The organism is Polynucleobacter sp. SHI8 (assembly GCF_027944005.1).
GTDB lineage: Bacteria > Pseudomonadota > Gammaproteobacteria > Burkholderiales > Burkholderiaceae > Polynucleobacter.
Window position 1 is genome coordinate 581,211 of the sequence record NZ_AP027204.1, and the last position, 22,554, is coordinate 603,764.

Here is a 22,554-nt window from a genome sequence, read left to right on the forward strand (position 1 = left end):
CTGCAGACCCATTAGCTAGAGCATTGGCAAACGATGGTTCAGTTCATCGGTTGACATATTCTCTTGATCATTAGGTGACGTGCCAACAAAACTGCATATTCAAGGAAATACAAGCTTTTGGGTGCTGTATATTAAAAAAGTGCTTAGACCTCTATTTCGTACGAAAAAGTGAGGATATGTTTAAAAATGTAAGAATTTGTTGAAGTTTGTAAGAAAAAGTATTTAAAAGTATGTTTTTGTAAGAAAAAGTATGTTTTCGTACGAAAAAGTGTGAGAAGATAAGTTTTTGTACGAAAAAGTGTGGCATGAGAAAAACATGAGTGATATAGGCTATTCACAAGTAAAAAGTCAGCTTGGTCTGAGTGCTTTTGAACCGCTAGTACCCGCACGCCTTGCCTCGGTAACCAGTGTAACAGCCACCCGAGGCGCGCTATTGATACCGGCAAAAGTAGCCCCCAAGGATGGTCGCCCATTAAGTCACCTTTTATTTGCATTAAAGCATGAGGGGGTTAATCTCCAATTGCTATCGCAGGCTCTAAGAAAAATCCCAGCCCAAGATATGCTAGTTGCCATGAGCGAATCGCCAACGGGGGTATACATTCGTACGGCTTGTTTTTTGTGGGAAGCCTTTAATAAGCAAGAGTTAAAGGGTGTGCCAACAATTACTGGGCTAATGGTTAATTTATTTGACCCTAAAAAATACATTACTGGCCCAAGCATACGCAACGCTAAATGGCGGGTTAATTTCAATGGCCTGGGTTCTTTGGATTACTGCGTAACGGTGGAGCGAACTGCACGTATTAATAGTTTGCTTGAGTTCAATATTTTGCAAAAAGCCAATCAATTTCTGTCAGAGCTAGGTGAGGGAGCATCAGATAGAGCCATGTCCTGGGCATATTTAAGCGAGACCAGAAGCTCTTTTGAGATTGAACATGAAACACCAAGTGCTTCTAAGGCAGAAGCATTTGTAGAGTTGCTGAAAAAAGCGCACCTAACAACGCAATTGAATGAAGAGTACTTGGTTGGATTACAAAATACCGCCATAACAAATCCATTAGATAAAGCAACTCATTATCGACATGAGCAAAACTGGTTAAGTAGCCCGTTACGAGGGGCTGCTGGCGTAACGTATGTTCCGCCACCACATGAGATCGTTAATGATTTGATGAAGAGCCTGGTCCATTTTGCTAATGTATCTCCAAATCAGATTGACCCCTTGGTTGCAGCTTCGATTATTTCATTCGGTTTTGTTTTCATCCACCCATTTATGGATGGTAATGGGCGTTTGTCACGATTTCTATTTCATCATGCTTTGTGCCAGTCTGGTTCTTTGAAGAATGGCTTACTTCTACCAGTATCTATTGCGATGAAGCGTAATGAAGATTTATACCTTGCTGCTCTTAAGAGCTTTTCTGAACCCGCGCGCAAGCGTTGGGAGGTTATTTGGATTGATGGTGATGACTATCGAATGACATTCAAATCTGATGATTCTTTATATCGCTATTGGAATGCTACTGCCTGTGTTGAGTTTGGATTGGAGATGGCTAAGCAAGCATTAGAAAAAGACTTAAGGGAAGAAATGGAGTTCTTGGCAAAGTACGATCTCATTTATCGTGCTATAGATGATCAGTATGATGTTCGGGGCAAGGATCTTAATACGCTAATTCTGACCTGTATGGAACAAAATGGAAAGCTATCGACTAACCGGCGTAAGAAGTTTGTCGCAACAGTTCCAGTTGAGATATTTGATGCCGTTGAGGCCCAATATAAAAAGGTAATGGGCTGATTCAGGAGATCAAAACCCTCAATACCTCTATCAATTAGGGCCTCATAAAATGCGGTTAATGACTCCTTAATGGGGTTGTCCACAGCTAAGTTAATAGTTTTTTACAATTGAAAGAATTTAGGTTGATAATAAGTCCAACTTAATAACCCTTTTTAAAAGGAAATCCATGAAACTCAAATTTCCCATCGTTGTTATTGACGAAGACTTTCGCTCAGAAAACATCTCAGGTTCTGGCATTCGTGATCTAGCCGAATCCATTCAAAACGAAGGTATGGAGGTTTTGGGTTTAACCAGCTATGGTGATTTGACTTCATTTGCACAACAGGCAGCACGAGCTTCTTGTTTTATTTTGTCGATCGATGATGAGGAGTTTATTGATCCTGACCCAGAGGGCATGACAAAAATCATTGAAGAAATCCGCTTGTTTGTAAAAGCGGTTCGTCGTCGTAATGAAGATATTCCAATCTTTTTGTATGGCGAAACCAAGACATCTAGACATATTCCGAACGATATTTTGCGCGAGTTGCATGGCTTTATTCACATGAATGAAGACACTCCAGAGTTTGTGGCACGTCACATCATTCGTGAAGCGAAGGTCTACTTAGATTCTTTAGCGCCACCATTTTTCAAATCACTCATTCATTACGCATCTGAGGGATCGTATTCTTGGCATTGCCCAGGTCACTCCGGCGGCGTCGCTTTTTTAAAGAGTCCAGTTGGACAAATATTCCATCAGTTTTTTGGTGAGAACATGCTTCGTGCCGACGTTTGTAATGCAGTTGAAGAGCTCGGGCAGTTGTTGGATCATACAGGTCCTGTAGCCGCATCTGAGCGTAACGCGGCACGCATCTTTGGTGTTGATCATTTATATTTTGTGACCAACGGCACATCTACTTCCAATAAGATTGTTTGGCATTCCACTGTAGCCCCAGGTGATGTCGTGATTGTAGATCGTAACTGTCATAAGTCAGTACTGCACTCGATCATGATGATGGGCGCCATCCCCGTATTTTTAATGCCAACGCGTAATAATTTCGGCATTATTGGCCCGATTCCGAAAGAAGAGTTTGAGTGGGCAAATATCCAAAAGAAGATTGATAACAATCCATTTATTAAAGATAAAAATGTGATGCCGCGTGTTTTGACAATTACGCAAAGTACCTATGATGGCGTTGTGTATAACGTGGAGATGATTAAAGAGATGTTAGATGGAAGAGTGGACTCCCTGCACTTTGATGAAGCATGGCTGCCACATGCAACCTTCCATGATTTTTATAAAAACATGCATGCAGTAGGACGTGATCGAAATCGTCCAAAGAAAAGTTTAGTATTTGCAACACAATCGACGCACAAATTATTAGCGGGTATTTCTCAGGCATCGCAAATTTTGGTGCAAGACTCTGAAGATCGTAAATTAGATCCAACGTGTTTTAATGAATCGTATTTGATGCATACCTCAACGAGCCCTCAGTACGCCATTATTGCTTCATGTGACGTTGCAGCTGCAATGATGGAGCCACCAGGCGGTACTGCGCTTGTTGAGGAATCGATTGCTGAGGCTATTGATTTTCGTCGCGCCATGTTAAAAGTAGATGAAGAGTATGGACATGACTGGTGGTTCAAAGTTTGGGGCCCGGATCATTTATCTGACTCAGGTATTGGTGTTCAAGATGATTGGATTTTGCATAAAAATGATACTTGGCATAACTTTGGCAATTTAGCTGAAGGCTTCAATATGCTTGATCCAATCAAGGCAACCGTAGTGACTCCTGGCATAGATATTGAAGGTAACTTTGGTGTAGAAGGTGTCCCTGCAAGTATCGTGACCAAGTATCTGGCTGAGCACGGCGTGATTGTTGAAAAAACCGGTTTATATTCTTTCTTTATCATGTTCACGATTGGGATTACGAAAGGTCGTTGGAATACGCTCGTCGCGGAGTTACAGCAATTTAAAGACCATTACGACAAAAATATGCCAATTTGGCGTGTTTTGCCGGATTTTGCAACTAAGTTCCCGCAATATGAGCGCATGGGCTTAAAAGATGTTGCCAATAAAATCCATGATTTTTACAGAAGTCATGACGTGGCTCGGATGACCACTGAGATGTATTTATCGGATATGATTCCTGCGATGCCTCCTTCAGAAGCTTTTGCAAAAATGGCACACCGTGATATTGAACGTGTGAATATTGACGATTTAGAAAATCGCATTACAGCGATGTTAGTCACGCCATATCCACCGGGGATTCCGTTGCTCATACCCGGCGAACGTTTCAATAAAAGGATCGTGGATTATTTGAAATTTGCCAGAGAATTCAATGAGAAGTTCCCAGGCTTTGAAACTGACATTCATGGCTTGGTTAAAGAAGAAGTGCATGGTCGCAAGACTTACTTCGTGGATTGTGTGAAGAACACCTAATCCACTAAGAATTTGCAATACTTGCTCTAACTTTAGCAATAGCCTCAATCACTCGTGCGGGCGCAGTGCCACCAATATGGCTGCGTCCTTGCACTGAGCCTTCAAGTGTTAACACCGAAAACACATCCTCACTCATCATGGCATCATTTGTGAGATGGCAAGCTTGTTTGAGATCAGCAAGACTCAGATCAGCTAAGTCAATCTGTTGAGCGGCACATACCTTCACTGCATTGGCAACTGCTTCATGAGCATCTCTAAACGCCATGCCTTTTTTGACTAGGTAATCAGCTAAATCAGTCGCTGTTGCAAATCCTTTTTGCACCGCTTGACGCAGCGCCATTTCATTAAATGTAATGTGAGGCACCATATCAGCAAAAATGCGCAGGGTATCAATCAACGTATCTGCAGAGTCAAACAATGGTTCTTTATCTTCTTGGTTATCTTTGTTATAGGCAAGGGCTTGACCCTTCATCAGGGTTAAAAGACTAATTAAATTACCATTGACTCGACCAGTTTTACCGCGAGCAAGTTCTGGCACATCAGGATTCTTCTTTTGTGGCATGATCGAACTACCGGTACAAAAGCGATCTGGTAATTGGATAAAGCCAAACTGTGGACTCATCCAAATAACGAGTTCTTCAGAAAAGCGCGAGATATGGGTCATGACTAAACTGGTACATGCACAAAACTCAATAGCAAAATCACGGTCTGATACCGCATCCAAGGAGTTTTCACAAACACCATCAAAGCCAAGGAGTTCAGCAACACGTTGACGATTGATTGGGTAGCTTGTGCCGGCTAATGCTGCAGAGCCTAGGGGTAAATAATTGAGTCTTTGACGACAATCCTTTAGGCGACTGACATCCCTGCCCAGCATTTCTACGTAGGCCATGAGGTGATGCCCGACGGTAATCGGTTGAGCAACTTGCAAATGGGTAAACCCAGGCATGATCATATGGGCATATTTTTCAGCGAGCGAGCAAAAGCCTAAACGAAGCTCTTGAAGTTGGTGAATGGACTGATCGATACTATCCCTTAACCACAAACGAATATCTGTCGCCACTTGATCGTTACGTGATCTTGCCGTATGTAAACGTTTACCAGCATCGCCGATTAATTGGGTTAATCTTGCTTCAATGTTGAGATGAACATCTTCCAGCTCCAATTTCCAAGTAAAATGACCTTGTTGGATATCTTGCAGAATTTGTTGAAGGCCTGAGCGAATCTTAGAGAAGTCATCTAAGTTGATGATGCCCTGTTCACTTAACATTTGAGCATGAGCCAAAGAGCCTTGAATATCGACTTCGGCCATGCGGTAATCGAAGCCGATGGAAGCGGTATATCGTTGAACAAGTTCCGAAACTGGTTCAGAAAAACGTGCTGACCACGCTTGTGATTTATTATCGAGTGAATTATTGGATGATGACATGAATATAAGTTTAATGCCCCCAGAGAGGTTAGTCATTGCTTCTCGTGAAAGTAGGCTTGCCATGTGGCAAGCAAATCACGTTCAAGCACTATTACAAGGATTATATCCAAGTTGTGAAATTACTATCCTCGGAATGACCACTAAAGGCGACCAAATTCTGGATAAAAGCTTATCAAAAATTGGCGGCAAGGGCCTTTTTATTAAAGAATTAGAAAATGCTCTTCTAGAAGGTCACGCCGATTTGGCGGTTCATTCCCTAAAAGACGTTCCCATGGAAATGCCAGATGGTTTTGAATTAACGGCTATTTTGGAGCGTGAAGATCCTTCTGATGCATTTGTTTCTAATCAATATGACTCCCTAAAACAAATGCCCAAAGGCTCAAAACTTGGCACTTCCAGTTTAAGAAGAGAAGCTCAAGTTAAAAAGAATTTTCCCCATATAGAGGTTGTGCCACTGCGCGGCAATTTAGATACAAGGTTAGCTAAATTAGATCGAGGTGAGTTTGATGCAATGATTCTAGCTGCGGCAGGACTGACACGTCTAGAGCTTGCTTCTCGAATGAAGATGAAAATCTTACCGGAGGACATGTTGCCAGCCGCAGGTCAAGGAGCTTTGGGTATTGAAATACGATCCAATAATCAGAATCTAGCAGAGCAATTAAGCCCCTTGCGTGACGTATTAGCTACGTATCAAGTTACTGCTGAGCGTCAGGTCTCTAGACGGCTTGGAGGATCTTGTGAGATCCCGATTGCAGCCTATGCGACTTGGGATAATTACCAAACCACCCTACATCTCAAAGCGCTAGTGGCAAATATGGATGGGACACAGATCATTGAAGCGTCGTCGAGTGGCAAAGTAAAGGATTTTCAACAAGCAATTGATTTAGGGAATCTTGTAGCAGACTCCTTGATTCAAGATGGTGCTGAGCAATTGATTGCAGACTTAGGAAAGTAAATTCAAATCAATGCAATTTGCCAAAATCCTGATTACTAGACCACACGCTCAGAACATCAAACTGCAAAAGCGCTTGTCTGAAATATTTTTAGAACATCAAATTGAAGTTCCAATTATTTCTTTACCTCTGATTGAGATTGTGCCGGTTGATCAAGAAGGTTTAGCACAAGCTATGCACCGCGCATTATTACAAGCTAAATGGGTCAGTTTTGTAAGCCCTAACGCATTTTTGATGAGTGATCAACTTTTAAAAAAGCATGATTTAAAGTGGCCTTGTCATCTTCATGTAGCAGTAGTTGGCGGTGGAAGTGAGAAAAGTATCAGGGATGCTGGGATTTCTTTTCAGGAGATCGTCAAGCCAACTGATTCAGGTGCCTGGGACTCAGAAGGATTATGGCAAGCTTTACAAAATACGCAAGCTGATTGGAAAGATTGTCGCATGGTGATGATTCATGGTGAAGGCGGTAGAAATTTTCTCGCAGAGCATTTAACGGAAGCCGGGGCTCACATTGAAGAGTTTGCCGTCTACCAACGTCAAGCATTGTCTTTAGATCATCCCGCATGGAAGTTAGTCGATCCCAAGCAATCATCTCTATGGGTTTTTAATTCATCACAGGCCGGAGACTTTCTTGCGACCAGGTTGCCAGAATTAGGTATCGATCCTAGTTTCTTAAGCCATGACAAAGCTATTGTTTCTCATCCACGAATTGGTGCCAAAATGCAACAACTAGGATTGGGCTCTGTGGACATGATTGAGCCAGGAGATGAAGAGTTGATTAAAACCCTGCTTCATCTATGTAAAACAGCATTATGATGTAATGAGTAAAGTTAATCTTGATAGAGAAGAATAAAGCAGCATGACTGATGCGCAACCATCCGAGGCCATAAAAGCCTCACCAATTAAAAATCCAGCTCAGAATTGGCTATTGATGATTGGAGCGACCCTTGTGGTTCTTCTGATGATTTGGGGTGGAATGAAAATATATTCTTTATCGCAACAGATCAAAAAAATAGAAGCAGTCTTAGCAACGAATAGTCAGCAATTGATTAACTTTAATCAAATCTTGGGACATGCACTAGATGTGCAGGCTGAGAATGTCAATAGTTCTCCAGTGGGAATCAAAGCATCACTTGAGATATTTGAAAAATTAAATACTTTAAGTATCTTGGTTGAACAACTCCCTATCCGTCCGTTTGAACAATCGCCATCTTCAGTAGTTTCTCAAGCTAAACAGGTTGTAGAGATGAATAAAACCTCGGTCAATGCTGAAATGAGATGGTGGGCTAGAGTAGGGAACTATATATTGGACCCTCTCAAGAATTACTTTAATCAATTGGTTAAGATCCAGGTAATGGACTCTAGTGTGACGCACTTAGCAATGACGGATTACAGTCAAAAAGTGTTGCGTGAAGAAATTTTAGTACGTCTATTAACCTCAAGAACTTTATTGCTCAATGGGCATATTAAACAAACAAGTCAAGAAGTCATGACGGTAAAAAATTTAGTTGAAAAAAACTTCCTTCTGAATGATGTAAATACCCAGAAAGTGACGGAAGAAATTGAACTTATTCTTAAGAATTTACAAGAATTAGATAAAAATGCATCTCCCAATCGTCAAGAGATAGGTGATAAAAAATAATGCGTTTGATTAGTTGGTTAGCTATTTTAGCGATCACTGCAGTTCTCGCAGCTTGGTTATTTGCCAATAACCAAGGACATGTCACGATGTATTGGCGAATTTACCGAATTGACTTATCGATGAATCTTTTTATGATTCTTGGGTTTGTCGGGTTTTTTATTGTATTTAATTTTTTTAAAATTATTTCTCTTTTCATTGAATTACCGCTTCGAGCAAAGCATTATCGTCAACGTCAACTTGAATTAAGATCCCTGCAAGAACTACAAAATTCAACTGAGCATTTATTTGCAGGACGATATGTAAAGTCCTTGAAGTCTGCGCAAGTGGCGATGGGGTTTGAGGGCACTTCACAAGTCAGTTACATGCTGGCTGCTCAGGCGAGTCATCAAATGAAACAGTATGAAGACAGAGACCGCTGGTTGGAGCGAATTGAGGAGGAGCAATTTCAAACGACTAAGCTTATTTTAAATGCGCAAATGTTGATTGATCAACGACAAGCACGTGATGCATTAAAAAGTTTAAGTCAAATCCAAAAGAGTGGTGCTCGACAATTTGTGGTTCAATCTTTGGCCATGCGGGCACATCAAATTTTGCAGCAATGGCCAGAAATGTTAAAGATTGCAAATAGTCTATTAAAAAAGAAATATTTGCCACCCGCTTTAGGTAAGGCCAGGATACATGAAGCATTAACGCAATGGATTAAAAGTGGTCGGATTTCTCAAGATGAATTACTCAAGCAATGGAATGAGTTTGATCCTGAGTTTCAAAAAAATCCCCAGTGGTTAAAGTTATTTGCCCAAGGATTTTTAATGGTTGGTAATTCAGATATGGCGAAAAGAATTTTAGATCATGCTTTAGAACTTGCAGCGAATGAAGATTTATTGAGTGTATATCCTCAATGTGCAACCCATCCGCTTTCGAACACGCCAAGCCTTGGCTTGATTCAAAAGCTAGAGCATTGGATACAAAAAGATCCTGCTCATCCAGCGCTTCATTTAGCCTTGGGTCAATTATGTCAACATGGCCAATTATGGGGTAAAGCACTTTTTAGTTTTCAGCAAACGCTTGACTCTTCACGGTCAACTCCAAAAATGAAGCTTAGTGCTGAATTAGGTATGATGCGCATCTATGAAAACATAGAAGACCATGAAAAAAGCGCAGTACATCAAAAAGAAGTATTGCGCCTCATGTTGGAATTACACCCTTCGGTTTAACGTGGTTTAAACCCTGATTTGCTAAACGATTTAGTGGGTTTATCACGACCAGCAAATCCTTCACCTCTTGGCTTGGTAAAGCGCTGTTCGGAAGTATTTGCATTCACTTTTGGTTTTGCTGGAAATTCACCAAAAGGCTTTGATGGACTTTTGGCAAAGCTCTCCGTTTTAGGCTCAGATCTTCTCGCATCGCTGCGTTGACCTTTACCATATTTGCTATCTTTAAATTCCTGACCACTTGATGGGCTAGCTTCGCTAGCTTGACGTGGTTTTGGATTAGAAAAGCTACTTGTACGTGGTTCATTGTTGGTAAAGTTCGATTCACTGTTTGAGCGATTTGGAGCTCTGCTACGACCACCGCCACCTGAGCGATCGGAACGACCACTACCTCCGCCACCTGAGCGATCAGAACGACCGCCACCAGATCGTCCAGGACCGCCGGAGCGACCACCAGGGCGAGAGCTACTCGATTCAGGTTTCTTTTGTGGCTCAAGTCCAGGAATAATAGAAGGCGTTAAAGTATTTTGTGTAAAGCGTTCAATCCCACGAATCTTGACACGTTCGCTATGTAAGGCAATCGTAATTGCGATACCAGAGCGTCCAGCACGGCCAGTACGACCGATACGGTGCGTATAGTCTTCTGGTTTCATAGGAAGGCCAAAATTAATCACATGGCTAATGGTAGGAACATCAATACCACGAGCCGCAACATCGGTAGCTACCAAAATTTTGGTTACACCTTTGCGCAGAGAATCTAAGCGACGATTACGCACGGCTTGGGGCATCGCACCATGGAGTGCGCTTGCAGCAAAACCATCAGCACGCAAATTATCAGCAATATCTTCACTTTCAATTTGGGTACTTGCAAATACAACCGCTTGGTCTAAACTTGGATCAGACAACCAGTGGCGCAGAATTTTATGTTTGTGCGACATGCTATCTGCCCAGTGCATCGTTTGCGTAATGTTGGTATGAACATCACCAGCATGAGCAAGCTCAATACGAGTAGGTTCATTCACTAATTCATTGGCAAGTTCCATAATTCTTGGTGCAAAAGTTGCGGAGAACATCATGGTTTGTTTGAGATTTTCACAGCGCTGATGGATATTTTCTAAATCTTCAGCAAATCCAAGATCGAGCATACGATCTGCTTCATCAACAACAAGATGTTCCACTTTATCTAAGCGAATCGCACGACTATCATTTAAATCAATCAGTCGACCAGGTGTTGCAACTACGATTTGCGCACCTTTTAGTGAGGCAATTTGTTTACCGTAAGGCATACCACCCATAATTGTGGCAATACGAATACCGCGCGCAAATTTAACAATTTCAATCGCATCTGCAGCAACCTGTTGCGCGAGTTCGCGAGTCGGGCAGAGAACTAAAATTTGCGGTTCTGCGCGACCTGGTACTGGTTTGCCATTTGGGTTGGCGATTAATAATTGATGAATCAGTGGAATCAAAAATGCAGCAGTTTTACCGCTACCCGTTTGACTACTCACCATTAAATCACCACCTTGAATGGCAGCGGGAATCACCTTCTCTTGAACTGGTGTGGCATTTTCAAAACCAAGTGCGGCTGTCGCCTCAAGAATGGCTGGGTGTAAATTTAACTCTTTAAAAGTAATAGGCATATAAATTCCCCGCAAGGGGATCTCCAAGTTGTAAGTACCGTAAATAGGTACAGGTCGTCAAAAGGCATCGACCATCAACATGAGGAGTAGGCGCTTCCCGAATTTCTAGGGAAATTATCCATAAGATCTAGATACGACTACGTCTTAAAGACTTACAGACATACCAAAAAGGTAATTTGTGTCAGCAGTGCTGGGGACGATGAAAATACTACAGGAGCGACTATAGCACGAATTACTCAGGGTTGTCCCTAATATATTGCTATTTTTAAAGAAATTATTGTTTCTTACCAAGTATTTTCATCAAATGGTCTATTTTTTTCCCATAAGGTGGGTGGGCAAGCTTAGTTCCGCCTAACCTACTGATTCCTAAAAACCCTTTCATCGATAAAACCGGCTTAAGGTGTGTAAAAGTATTAAAACTATGTTGACCATGATAGCCACCCATACCACTAGCCCCAATACCGCCAAACGGTAAGTAAGGATTGGAAAAGTGAAGAAGTGTATCGTTGACAGTTATTCCGCCAGCTTGAGTTTGTTCTAATAATTGAGTTAACCGACCACGATGACGACCAAACCAATACATGGCTAACGGGTGTGGTTTTGAGTTAATAAATGCGATGGCTTCACTGAGTTCACCATAACTAATGATCGGCAGAATCGGGCCAAAAATTTCTTCCTGCATGATTTTCGTTGAACTGATGGGGTCAATAATCAGGGTAGGCATAAAATGATTCATTGGGTGATGCGTATCCCCAAGAGGGATGAGTTGGGCGCCTTTTAACTTTGCATCTTCTAAAAGAGCAGCCCAACGGGACTCTTGTCTTTCATCAATAGCATTGGTTAACTGCGTTTGCTCGGCATACATCAATGCATAAGCATCTTTCAAATGAGTAATAAGTTCATCTCGTAGTGCATAAGGAACAAGGATGTAGTCCGGAGCAATACAAGTTTGACCAGCATTAAAGAGTTTTCCATACAAAAGACGACTGGCACAATCTTTAATTGAAGCGGTAGTATCAATTACAACCGGAGATTTACCACCCAACTCTAGAGTGAGTGGTGTAAGATTTTCTGCAGCAGCTTTGGATACTAATTGCCCCGTAGCTGTACTACCCGTAAAGAGTAAATGATCAAAAGGGAGATTAGCAAAATATTCAGAAGTTTCGGGACCACCGTTAATTACCTGAATTTCAAAAGGGTTGAAGTATTGGGTAATTAATGTGGCAAGGTACCCAGATGTTCTTGGAGTCCGATCAGAGGGCTTAAGCCAGACTCGATTTCCGGCGGCAAGGGCTGAGATGGTTGGCATAAGAGCTAAGCTTAACGGGTAATTCCAAGGACTCATAATGCCAACTACACCCTTTGCTTGTGGCATTAAGTAGCTTTTTGAGGGCCATAAATGAAATGGTGTTTTAATCTTTACAGGTTTTACCCATTTATTTAAGTTTTTAATCGTCAAGGCAGCTTCTTGGCGGATAGATATAATTTCAGCGAGTTGTGTTTCAACAGGATGACGGTAACCAAAGTCAGCTTCTATGACTTTACACAAATTTTCCTCATTTTCATTTAGCATAGTAATGAGTCGTTGAATTCGATTTTTGCGCACCTCAATCGTTGGATGAGGTTCAGCTATAAAAGCCAGTTTATTTTGTTCAAAGTCGTAAAGTAGGGGATTCATAGATTGATATTTTAGCTAAGAAAAAGGAAATTACATGCAAACTCAACTCATCACCTTAGGCGGTGGATGTTTCTGGTGTTTAGAGGCAGTTTATCAAGAATTAAAAGGCGTTCATCAGGTCATATCCGGATATGCTGGAGGATTTATTGAATTTCCAGACTATGAATCGGTCTGTGACGGGACCACTGGACATGCTGAAGTAGTACAAATTCATTTTGATCCTCAAGAGATATCACTTCGACAAATTCTTGAAGTATTTTTTGTTATTCATGATCCAACCACTTTGAATCGTCAAGGACATGATGTTGGTAGTCAATACCGTTCTGTGATCTATTGTGAAGATGAATTGCAAATCAATGTAGCACTTGATGTGATTCAAGAGTTAAAAGAACAACAGACTTATCGTGATCCAATCGTTACAGAAATCATGCTAGCACCAACATTTTATAAGGCTGAAGAGTACCATCAGAACTATTTTGTAACTCATCCATTTCAAGGATATTGCATGGGGGTTGTCGCACCCAAGTTAGAAAAATTTCGTAAAACTTTTGCACAGCTGAAAAAGAAATAAGCTCAAGGAGCGAGCCTTTCAATTTTCCAAAACTGATTGACTTGAATGTAATTGATACGGTCATGAAGCCGAGAGGGACGACCTTGCCAAAATTCGATCCTTTGGGGCAACACACAATAGCCTCCCCAGTGAGGTGGTCTTGGCGGATGATCGCCGAACTGTGACCGATATTCTTTTTCAAGGGCCTCTAAATAATGGCGATTTTCAACAACCTCACTTTGAGGTGAGGCCCATGCACCAATTCTGGATTCGATGGGTCTCGAGTGGTAATAGACATCACTTAGCTCGGGAGAAAGTTTGACACAAGTACCTTCAATACGAACTTGCCGTTCTAATTCATGCCAAAAGAACAATAAAGCCACTTGAGGATGAGTCGCGATGGATTTCCCTTTTTGACTTAAGTAATTGGTGTAAAAGACAAATTGTTGATCAATGATGCCCTTGAGTAAAACAATCCGCGCACTCGGCGAACCATCACCATTGACAGTAGCTAGCGTCATTGCATGTGGTTCAGGGCACTGAGCTTGTGATGCTTGTTCAAACCACATTTCAAATTGTTTCATGGGGTCTTGATGAACATCCTCTTCCGCAAGACTTCCCCTTGCGTAGGTTTTTCTGAGATCAGCTAGATTTTGCATAAAGATAGTATATCGAATTCACAGATGATTGATAATAATGAATCATGAATACTCCAAATGACACCACTTTAGAACTCGTTGAACGTCGCTTGGGCGGGGTTGCACGTTTATATGGCGACTCTGCATATGCCATATTCCAACAAGCACATGTCGTTGTTATAGGATTAGGTGGGGTTGGTTCATGGGCCGCAGAAGCATTAGTAAGAAGTGCTGTTGGCGAAATCACCCTGATAGATTTTGATCACGTATCGATCAGTAATACCAATCGACAACTTCATGCACTTGATGGAGAATTTGGTAAATCAAAGATTGAAGTTATGGCACAACGTTTATCCCTGATTAATCCGGAGTTAAAAATCAATTGCATCGATGATTTTTTAAAACCAGAAAATTTCCAGGAGTATTTGCCTCCGGGCGCTGCTATTTTGGACGCTATGGATGATGTTGCAAGTAAATTAGCTTTAGCTTCATGGGCTCATCAAAAGAAAGTACCTTATGTGATGAGTGGTGGTGCTGGTGGAAAACTTGATCCCTCTAAAATTGAAGTTGTTGATTTAGCTCGGGCGACACATGATCCCATGCTGGCAAAAATTAGGGCTAGTTTGAGACAACAATACGGCTTTGAAAAAGATCCCAAAAAGAAACTGAACCTCCGGGTTGTTTACTCACCAGAGCCTCGATTAGGGGTCGCTAGTGGCGGATTATCTTGCGCTGGTTTTGGTTCAGCCGTAACAGTTACCGCAACCTTTGGTTTTATTGCAGCCGCAGAAATTCTGCAACAATTAATTGACTCACATAAAACGATCTAGAACTTTTTTACTAAATTTATCTAAGGTTTTACGGTTTTTGATTAAGTATTGAATCCCATTGGCATCCGTAATGAGGAGTGCTTCTGCAGAAACGCGGCGGATATCTTGTTCTGTTTTTAACTTTAACTTCGTTATACCTCGATCAGTCTCGATATCCCAAATGCTAGGTAAGGCGTAAGTATTGAGGTCAGTGATTTTACTAATCACCGGAATAAATTCAATTTGCTCCAGAGATGAACGAGCAATATGTTGATTTTCTGCACTCAATTGATCGAAAGATTCAAACCATACCAATTCATGACCATCCTGATTCACAATTGAAAACCCATTTTCTGGATCAGAAATCGGGAATGCACGAATAATTCTTACTTGATCATGCGACTGACCATCACCTAAAACTAATCGAATATTCCCAAAAGTATCTTTTTCAAGGTTAAAGTTCATCAATAGATCTTTCATCAAATAGACTCAGCGATTTCTGCGGCGTGTCTTGCTTGTGCTTGATAGAGTTGATAGTACGTTCCCTCAGCAACCATTAATTCATCATGATTGCCCACTTCAATAATTTCACCCTTATCAAGGACGATGAGCCTATCAGCTTTTCGGAGAGTGGAAAGGCGGTGAGCAATTGCCAAAGTTGTTCGACCTTTGACTAAGTTATCCAATGCCTTTTGAATTTCTTTTTCAGTCGTTGTGTCTACAGAAGAAGTCGCTTCATCAAGAATCAAAATCTTCGGATCAATCAATAACGCTCTTGCAATAGAAATACGTTGCCGCTCACCACCCGAGAGAGATTGACCCCTCTCACCAACTAAGGAGTCATATCCCAGGGGCAAGCGTAAAATAAAATCATGCGCATTGGCAGCCTTTGCTGCCTGAACGATTTCAGCCCGAGTAGCTTGAGGTTTCCCATAAGCAATATTTTCTGCAATCGTGCCAAAAAATAAAAAAGGTTCTTGTAAAACCATCCCAAATAATTGACGAAGTTCTTTTGTTCCAATATTTCGAACATCAATGCCATCAATTTTGACACTACCTTCGCTAACATCGTAAAACCGACAAATTAAGTTCACGAGCGTACTTTTACCAGAGCCACTATGACCAACTAACCCAATCATTTCCCCCGGTTTTATTTGTAAATTAACATTTTTAGTGACAGCGCGATTGCCGTATCGAAAACCAACATTCGTCAAATCAATCTGACCACGGATTTGTTTCGGTAGGGCGACTGGATTTTTTGTGTCTGGCACACTTGACTCATGATCAAGAATATCAAACACACGCTTTGCTCCTGCAGCCGCCTTCTGCGTGTGGGAAACAATCCGACTCATTGAGTCCATGCGCCCATAGAATCTTGAGATATAGGCTAAAAAAGCTGTTAGAACACCCACCGTAATATGTTCATTAGCAACTTGATAAATACCAAATCCCCAAACGACTAATAGACCAACCTCGGTCAAGAGAGTAACCGTTGGAGCGAATGAAGACCAAACTTGATTGACGCGATCATTAACCTCTAAGTTGCGTTGATTGGCAACGATAAATCGCTGATTTTCGCGGTCCTCTTGAGCAAACGCTTTTACCACTCGAATACCTGGAATCGTATCTGAAAGAACGTTATTAACCTCGGACCAATTGCGGTCCACTTTTTCGAAGCCATAGCGTAACTTATCCCTTACAAAATGAATCATCCAGGCGATAAAAGGTAATGGAAGTAATGTGACCAAGGCTAGCAAAGGATCGATACTGATCAAAATAGCTGCAGTCATAAACAGCATGATCATATCTGTTAAAAAGTCTAATAAATGTAGGGATAAAAAGATACAAATACGATCGGTTTCATTACCGATTCGCGCCATTAAATCACCAGTTCGTTTTGCACCAAAATATTCGAGAGATAAATGAATCAAATGCGCAAATGTTTTTGTACGCAGTTCCATGCCGATACGTTCGCTCACGAGAGCCAAAATATACGTTTTCCACCAACCAAGGCCCCAAGCAAAAAGCGCTGCCAATAACAGCCCACCCAAATACATGGCAGCTAATTCATAGTTCATTACATGGGTTGTTTGAAAAGGAATGAGGACATCATCCATGAGGGGCATGCTGATATAAGGTGGAACTAAGGTAGCTGCAGTTGAGAGTAGCGTGAGAATAAAACCAAGAATAAGATCTTTTTTATAGGGCTTTGCAAAGCGCCACAACTTGAACAAAGTTAAGGTTGATGGGGGTATTTCAGTTTCTGGATCACATACCATACACACTGATTGTTCCGGCGGTATTGGGCTTTGACAATTAGGGCATGTCGTCACTGACGCTATAGATGCATCTTGAGCACGTTTTTTTTCAATGAGAAGATGACGTTCTTGGAACTGATCTTTAAATTGAGTTACTAGAGAGTTAATCGCTAAGGTGTAATGCCAAGTGTGAATCAGTCCTTGATTGCCATACAGTGACAAATGACCCACCCCAGCATGATCGGTTAGTTTGAGGTAGGAGTCATCCTCAATTGACCAATTAGTAACGACACCTTGTTCATCGGTTTGAGAAATATAAAAAGATGAACTATTGTCAGATTGAGTCGATAAGCTTAACAAAAATTTCTCAAAGTGAAGGATATTGTTAAGATCAATTTCAACCCAAGTTAAGAGTATTTTCGAAGATGAATCCACCTTTTTCTCCCAATGGGGATGAATCGGAGGGGTTATGTTCGGTAACGGTCGCAGATGATACATTAAAAAAGTATAGTCTAGAACAAAGTAAAAGCGATGAATTCAACAAAAGCTCATAATTTGGACAAATTTGTCAACTTTTTCAGCATTCTAGAGTTATAGCATTTATAAGTTAGAATTTAAGACAATTTTAATGATTTTTTAACTTCAAATTAACCCTTTTTCAAAGCTTGGATTAGATGCCACAACTCCTTGATAAAACAATTAATATTCTTGATATCAAGTATATTCGTGGCCCCAACATGTGGTGTTGGGTAGAAGTCTTAGAAGCTTTGGTTGATATTGGCGAGTTAGAAGAATATCCCTCTGACAAAATTCCGGGATTTTATGATCGCTTAGTGGCAAAGCTACCATCCTTAGTCGAACATCGTTGCAGTTATGAAGAAAGAGGCGGTTTTTTAAAGCGCGTCGAAGAAGGCACCTGGCCAGTTCACATCATGGAACATTTAACTCTTGAGTTACAAGGGTTAGCAGGTTTTGCTGGAGGGTTTGGGCGTGCAAGAGAAAGTACGACGACCGGTATTTATAAATTAATTGTTGCTACACCTCATCAAGAGGTAACAACACAAGCGATTCACTATGCTCGAGATTTGTTATTGGCTTTAATACAAGATCGTGATTACGATGTACAAACGAATATTGATCATTTGAAAGAAATGATTGATGATCTTTGTTTGGGTCCAAGTACGAGTTGTATCGTCAATGCTGCTAAAGAAAAGTTGATTCCGCACATTCGTTTATCTGCCGGAAATTTAGTTCAACTCGGATATGGCGCTCAACAAAAAAGAATTTGGACAGCAGAAACCAATCAGACGAGTGCGATCGCTGAAACTATTTCAAGAGATAAAGATTTAACCAAATCATTACTGGCCTCTGTCGGAGTACCCATACCTTATGGCGAATTAGTTCAAAATCAAGAACACGCATGGGAAGTTGCTCAAGAAATTGGCTTGCCTGTAGTCGTTAAGCCACAAGATGGCAATCACGGTAGAGGTGTTTTTACTAATTTGCATACGCAAGAAGAAGTCTACGCCGCGTATGAAGTTGCAAGACACGAAGGCAGTGGCGTCCTTGTTGAAAAGTTCATACTTGGAGATGAGCATCGATTATTAGTTGTCGGCAATCATTTAGTTGCTGCAGCAAAAGGTGAGGAATGTAAGGTGGTAGGTGACGGTAAACACACCGTCCTAGAACTTATTCAAATTCAAATTAATTCAGACCCAAGACGGGGCTCATCAGAAGATTTTCCTCTCAATCATGTGCGCATTGATTCGATTGCGGAGTTAGAGCTAAAAAGTCAAGGTTACACATCCGAGAGTATTGTTGAGGATGGTAAACAAGTGTTAATCCAACGTAATGGCAATGTTGCATTTGATGTGACTGATTTGGTTCATCCTTCAGTAGCCCAAAAAGTTGTGCTAGCTGCAAAAGTAGTTGGTCTTGATGTTGCTGGAGTTGATTTAGTGGCGATGGATATCTCTAGACCCTTAGAGGAGCAAGGCGCAGCAATTGTAGAGGTGAATGCTGGTCCAGGGCTTCTCATGCACATTAAACCAGCAAAAGGTAATGCTCAGCCAGTGGGGCAGGCGATTATTAATCATTTATTCCCTTTAGAGCGAACTAGCCGTATTCCTATTATTGGAGTTTGTGGTTCTTATCGATCTGCACAAGTTTCACAAATCTGCGCATATTTCTTTAAATTAAATAATTTTTACATAGCACTATCTACCCAGCATGGACTTAGCTTTAATCATCGCCCAGTTGAAAAAAATGGTGGTTCGGAATGGGATTGTGGCAGAAGAACTTTATTGAATCCATTAGTAGAGGCAGCAGTTATTGAATCAACTGCCAAAGGAATTTTGATGCAAGGTATGCCTTATGATTTATGTTCTGTTGGAGTGGTTACAGGCATTGATCGATCTGTTTTTTATCCAGAGCAATCCATTGTTGAAGAGAAACAATTATTTTCTATCTACCGCACCCAAGTGGATGTTGTCATACCCGATGCAAATGGGGTTGCTGTATTAAATGCAGATGATTCATTCGTTGTAGAGATGGCAGAAATTAGCCCAGCAGAAGTTATGTTTTATAGTATTGATCCAAGTAATACAGCATTGACTAACTTGTCGAATAATGGTGGTCGTAACGTGACTTTCTTAGATCAAAAAATCATCCTTCGACAAGGCTTCAATCATATTTATTCTTTTGGTGTAAGTGAGTCAAACTTTTTAAATCAAGACGATAATTCAAACAATTTGTCTGCCATGCTTGCTGCGGTTGCGGCTACATGGGCGAGTGGTTTACCTTTTGAAATTATCGAAACAGGCATAGAAACTTTTTATCCTGAGGAGGTCGCGTAATCATGGAATTACAGCGTGTAAGAGCCTTACGTGGACCAAATTTGTGGAGTAGGCATACTGCTATTGAAGCAATTATTTTTTGTGAGGAAGAAGAGCGCTCCATACAAGGGTTAATTGATTTTGAAATTCAATTAAGAACTTTATTTCCGCAATTACATTTTACGAATACTGGACCCTCAAGAAATTCAATTTCGATGGCACATGTTATTGAATATGTAGTTTTAGGACTGCAAGCACAGGCTGGATGTCCCGTGACATTTAGTCGAACAGTCAAAGCCAATCAAGATGGAATTTATCAAGTCGTTGTGGAATATAGTGAAGAGTCTGTTGGTCGGATGGCCTTGGATTTAGCTTGGAAATTGGTTATTGCAGCAAGAGAAAATCAAGATTTTAATTTGCAAAATGCTTTAGATGACTTAAGTCGTTTAGATGAAGATGTGCGTTTAGGCCCAAGTACAGGATCGATCGTGCAGTCAGCTGTTGAAAGAAACATTCCGTATAGAAGATTAACTGACGGCAGTTTAGTTCAGTTTGGTTGGGGTTCAAAGCAAAAACGTATTCAGGCAGCAGAAACTAGTCTTACTAGCGCCATTGCAGAGTCGATTGCTCAAGATAAAGAATTGACGAAAGATTTACTTCATGCTGCTGGTGTAGCAGTGCCACTTGGTAAGGTAGTTGATAACGCCGATGATGCTTGGAAAGTGGCGCAAGAATTAGGCTCAACGATTGTGATTAAACCTCGAGATGGTAATCAAGGCAAAGGTGTAGCGGTTAACATCAAATCTGAGGAGCAAGTTAGAGCTGCATTTGCAGTTGCACAACATTATGGTAGAAAAATTATTGTTGAACGGTATATGCCCGGCCATGATTTTCGATTGTTGGTCGTTGGTGATCAGTTAATCGCAGCAGCTAGAAGGGATCCACCGCAGGTCATTGGAGATGGAGTATTAACAATTACTGAATTAGTTGCTGAAATCAATAAAGATCCACTACGTGGAGATGGTCATGCAACCCCCCTCACTAAAATTCGTTTGGATGATATTGCTATTGCTACACTAGCAAAGCAAAAATTAGATGTCCATGCAATTCCGCGAAATGGTCAAAGAGTCGTATTACGTAATAATGCCAATTTAAGTACAGGCGGCAGTGCAACTGATGTGACAGAAGATGTTCATCCTGATTTAGCTGCAAGTGCAATTACTGCAGCAAAAATGGTGGGTTTAGATATCTGCGGCGTTGATATTGTTTGTGAAGCAATCTACAAACCACTCGAAGAGCAAGGTGGTGGAGTTGTTGAAGTCAATGCAGCACCAGGCCTGAGAATGCACTTAAATCCCTCTTATGGAAAAAGTCAGCCCGTTGGCGAAGCCATTATTTCATTGCTATATCCACGCCCTGAAAATGGCCGAATTCCAGTAGTTGCTGTTTCTGGAACGAATGGTAAAACGACTACGGTTCGATTAATTGCGCACTTATTAAGAGCCCAAGGTAATCGTGTGGGTATGACGACAACAGATGGCATTTATGTTGAAAATGAACGAATTGACTCTGGCGACTGTAGCGGTCCTAAAAGCGCTAGAAATGTTTTAATGCATCCAGAAGTTGATGCAGCAGTTTTTGAAACGGCGCGTGGTGGAATCTTGCGAGAAGGTTTAGGCTATGACGCTTGTGATGTTGCCGTGATTACCAATATAGGTGAGGGTGATCACCTCGGTATGAGTTACATTGAAACCGTTGAAGAATTAGCTGAAGTAAAAAGCGTGATTGTAAGAAACGTTGCTCCCACAGGTCATGCCGTCTTGAATGCTGCTGATCCGATGGTTGTTAAAATGGCAAAATCTTGCCGAGGACAAATCATCTTCTTTGGATTAAATGCTCATAATCCTGTAATTTCAACCCACCGTGCCCGTGGTAAGAAAGCAGTTTTTCGTGACAAAGAATACCTTATTGCAGCAATCGGCAACCGTATCGTTAGAAGAATTTCATTAGCGAATATTCCATTGACAGAGGGCGGTCAAATTGGATTTCAGATAGAAAATACCTTAGCATCCATCGCTGCTGCATGGGCATTAGATATTGATTGGCAGACGATTGAAAAGGGCTTAGGTAGTTTTGTTAGTGATGTAATAACTGCCCCAGGACGATTTAATTTATTTAAGCATAATGGCGCAACGGTGATTGCAGATTATGGTCATAATCCAGATGCGATAAGAGCATTAGTTCAGGCCACAAATTCGATACCAGCACAGCGTCGTCATGTGGTTATTTCTGGAGCAGGTGATCGTCGTGATGATGATATTCGACGTCAAACACAGATCTTGGGAGAGGCTTTTGACTCAGTCATTTTGTACCAAGATCAATGCCAACGAGGCCGTGAGGATGGTGAGGTAATCACTCTTTTACGTGAAGGTTTAGAGGGTGCAACTAAAACGAAACATATTGAAGAAATTCGTGGTGAATTTTTGGCGATTGACACTGCCCTTGAGCAATTAAATCCAAATGATTTATGTTTAATCTTAATTGATCAGGTAGAAGAGTCCCTCGAGTACCTGCAAAAGGTAACCAAACCTTAAATTCTGTTGATTAAGTATGTGTAGGAAATTTCTGATATTCATATCAGATTCAAAATTTATATTTCAAATGATGATTGATTATTAAACATATTTTTTAATCAACACAATCAAAT

16 protein-coding genes are annotated in these 22,554 nt (G+C 41.1%); 10 read left to right on the forward strand and 6 right to left on the reverse strand.

The window, feature by feature from the left end; genetic code table 11:
• Positions 1-316 precede the first annotated feature (316 nt).
• Together QMN06_RS03020 and QMN06_RS03025 are read left to right on the forward strand one after the other, a co-directional pair.
• Positions 317-1,786, forward strand: a complete 1,470-nt coding sequence (locus QMN06_RS03020) for a Fic family protein (protein WP_281971050.1) — start codon at positions 317-319, stop codon at positions 1,784-1,786.
• A gap of 166 nt (positions 1,787-1,952) precedes the next feature.
• Positions 1,953-4,205, forward strand: coding sequence for an arginine/lysine/ornithine decarboxylase (locus QMN06_RS03025; protein ID WP_281971051.1), 2,253 nt, complete (start codon positions 1,953-1,955; stop codon positions 4,203-4,205).
• Between the two features lie 4 nt (positions 4,206-4,209).
• Here QMN06_RS03025 and argH read toward each other — a convergent pair whose 3' ends face one another.
• Complete coding sequence (gene argH, locus QMN06_RS03030; protein ID WP_281971052.1) at positions 4,210-5,634, reverse strand: argininosuccinate lyase; 1,425 nt, start codon at positions 5,632-5,634, stop codon at positions 4,210-4,212.
• Between argH and hemC the strand changes: the two genes are divergently transcribed.
• From hemC to QMN06_RS03050, 4 genes are read left to right on the forward strand one after another with little or no spacing between them, the layout of a single operon-like run.
• Complete coding sequence (gene hemC / locus QMN06_RS03035; protein ID WP_281971053.1) at positions 5,633-6,589, forward strand: hydroxymethylbilane synthase; 957 nt, start codon at positions 5,633-5,635, stop codon at positions 6,587-6,589. The two genes, argH and hemC, sit on opposite strands and share 2 nt — an antisense overlap.
• A gap of 10 nt (positions 6,590-6,599) precedes the next feature.
• Positions 6,600-7,403, forward strand: coding sequence for a uroporphyrinogen-III synthase (locus tag QMN06_RS03040; protein ID WP_281971054.1), 804 nt, complete (start codon positions 6,600-6,602; stop codon positions 7,401-7,403).
• A 43-nt stretch (positions 7,404-7,446) separates the two neighbouring features.
• Positions 7,447-8,229, forward strand: a complete 783-nt coding sequence (locus QMN06_RS03045) for a hypothetical protein (RefSeq protein WP_281971055.1) — start codon at positions 7,447-7,449, stop codon at positions 8,227-8,229.
• Positions 8,229-9,443 (forward strand): heme biosynthesis HemY N-terminal domain-containing protein, encoded by a 1,215-nt coding sequence (locus QMN06_RS03050; RefSeq protein WP_281971056.1) that lies wholly within the window; start codon positions 8,229-8,231, stop codon positions 9,441-9,443. The genes QMN06_RS03045 and QMN06_RS03050 overlap by 1 nt, the downstream gene beginning before the upstream one ends.
• Here the strand turns inward: QMN06_RS03050 and QMN06_RS03055 are convergent.
• Together QMN06_RS03055 and QMN06_RS03060 are read right to left on the reverse strand one after the other, a co-directional pair.
• Positions 9,440-11,080, reverse strand: a complete 1,641-nt coding sequence (locus QMN06_RS03055) for a DEAD/DEAH box helicase (protein ID WP_281971057.1) — start codon at positions 11,078-11,080, stop codon at positions 9,440-9,442. The genes QMN06_RS03050 and QMN06_RS03055 overlap by 4 nt on opposite strands.
• 274 nt (positions 11,081-11,354) lie before the next feature.
• Positions 11,355-12,758, reverse strand: coding sequence for an aldehyde dehydrogenase family protein (locus QMN06_RS03060; RefSeq protein WP_281971058.1), 1,404 nt, complete (start codon positions 12,756-12,758; stop codon positions 11,355-11,357).
• A 34-nt stretch (positions 12,759-12,792) separates the two neighbouring features.
• On the opposite strand from QMN06_RS03060, the gene msrA reads away from it, so the two are divergent.
• Positions 12,793-13,329 carry a peptide-methionine (S)-S-oxide reductase MsrA gene (msrA, locus tag QMN06_RS03065; RefSeq protein WP_281971059.1) on the forward strand — a complete coding sequence of 179 codons (537 nt, stop codon included), beginning with the start codon at positions 12,793-12,795 and terminating at the stop codon, positions 13,327-13,329.
• Positions 13,330-13,331: 2 nt separating this feature from the next.
• Here msrA and pdxH read toward each other — a convergent pair whose 3' ends face one another.
• A complete protein-coding gene (gene pdxH, locus QMN06_RS03070; RefSeq protein WP_281971060.1) occupies positions 13,332-13,967 on the reverse strand; it encodes a pyridoxamine 5'-phosphate oxidase in 636 nt (211 codons plus the stop codon).
• Positions 13,968-14,011: 44 nt separating this feature from the next.
• On the opposite strand from pdxH, the gene QMN06_RS03075 reads away from it, so the two are divergent.
• A complete protein-coding gene (locus QMN06_RS03075; protein ID WP_281971061.1) occupies positions 14,012-14,776 on the forward strand; it encodes a tRNA threonylcarbamoyladenosine dehydratase in 765 nt (254 codons plus the stop codon).
• Here the strand turns inward: QMN06_RS03075 and QMN06_RS03080 are convergent.
• Entirely contained in the window at positions 14,759-15,220 is a 462-nt protein-coding gene (locus QMN06_RS03080) for a DUF1854 domain-containing protein (RefSeq protein ID WP_281971062.1), read from the reverse strand. The genes QMN06_RS03075 and QMN06_RS03080 overlap by 18 nt on opposite strands.
• Before the next feature lie 14 nt (positions 15,221-15,234).
• Positions 15,235-17,448: an ABC transporter ATP-binding protein gene (locus QMN06_RS03085; protein WP_281971063.1), complete on the reverse strand. Its 2,214-nt coding sequence runs from the start codon at positions 17,446-17,448 to the stop codon at positions 15,235-15,237.
• 239 nt (positions 17,449-17,687) lie between these two features.
• Here QMN06_RS03085 and cphA (QMN06_RS03090) point away from each other — a divergent pair, with 239 nt between their 5' ends.
• A complete protein-coding gene (gene cphA / locus QMN06_RS03090) occupies positions 17,688-19,868 on the forward strand; it encodes a cyanophycin synthetase (protein ID WP_281971064.1) in 2,181 nt (726 codons plus the stop codon).
• 2 nt (positions 19,869-19,870) lie between these two features.
• Positions 19,871-22,441: a cyanophycin synthetase gene (gene cphA / locus QMN06_RS03095; RefSeq protein ID WP_281971065.1), complete on the forward strand. Its 2,571-nt coding sequence runs from the start codon at positions 19,871-19,873 to the stop codon at positions 22,439-22,441.
• Positions 22,442-22,554 lie beyond the last annotated feature (113 nt).

Bases quoted from the DNA above. Each gene is read 5' to 3' on its own strand.
- cphA (WP_281971064.1), top strand. From the start codon at position 17,688: ATGCCACAACTCCTTGATAAAACAATTAATATTCTTGATATCAAGTAT.
- QMN06_RS03075 (WP_281971061.1), top strand. From the start codon at position 14,012: ATGAATACTCCAAATGACACCACTTTAGAACTCGTTGAACGTCGCTTG.
- QMN06_RS03055 (WP_281971057.1), bottom strand. From the start codon at position 11,080: ATGCCTATTACTTTTAAAGAGTTAAATTTACACCCAGCCATTCTTGAG.
- QMN06_RS03080 (WP_281971062.1), bottom strand. From the start codon at position 15,220: ATGAACTTTAACCTTGAAAAAGATACTTTTGGGAATATTCGATTAGTT.
- QMN06_RS03040 (WP_281971054.1), top strand. From the start codon at position 6,600: ATGCAATTTGCCAAAATCCTGATTACTAGACCACACGCTCAGAACATC.
- msrA (WP_281971059.1), top strand. From the start codon at position 12,793: ATGCAAACTCAACTCATCACCTTAGGCGGTGGATGTTTCTGGTGTTTA.
- QMN06_RS03020 (WP_281971050.1), top strand. From the start codon at position 317: ATGAGTGATATAGGCTATTCACAAGTAAAAAGTCAGCTTGGTCTGAGT.
- QMN06_RS03045 (WP_281971055.1), top strand. From the start codon at position 7,447: ATGACTGATGCGCAACCATCCGAGGCCATAAAAGCCTCACCAATTAAA.
- pdxH (WP_281971060.1), bottom strand. From the start codon at position 13,967: ATGCAAAATCTAGCTGATCTCAGAAAAACCTACGCAAGGGGAAGTCTT.
- argH (WP_281971052.1), bottom strand. From the start codon at position 5,634: ATGTCATCATCCAATAATTCACTCGATAATAAATCACAAGCGTGGTCA.
- hemC (WP_281971053.1), top strand. From the start codon at position 5,633: ATGAATATAAGTTTAATGCCCCCAGAGAGGTTAGTCATTGCTTCTCGT.
- QMN06_RS03050 (WP_281971056.1), top strand. From the start codon at position 8,229: ATGCGTTTGATTAGTTGGTTAGCTATTTTAGCGATCACTGCAGTTCTC.
- QMN06_RS03025 (WP_281971051.1), top strand. From the start codon at position 1,953: ATGAAACTCAAATTTCCCATCGTTGTTATTGACGAAGACTTTCGCTCA.
- cphA (WP_281971065.1), top strand. From the start codon at position 19,871: ATGGAATTACAGCGTGTAAGAGCCTTACGTGGACCAAATTTGTGGAGT.
- QMN06_RS03060 (WP_281971058.1), bottom strand. From the start codon at position 12,758: ATGAATCCCCTACTTTACGACTTTGAACAAAATAAACTGGCTTTTATA.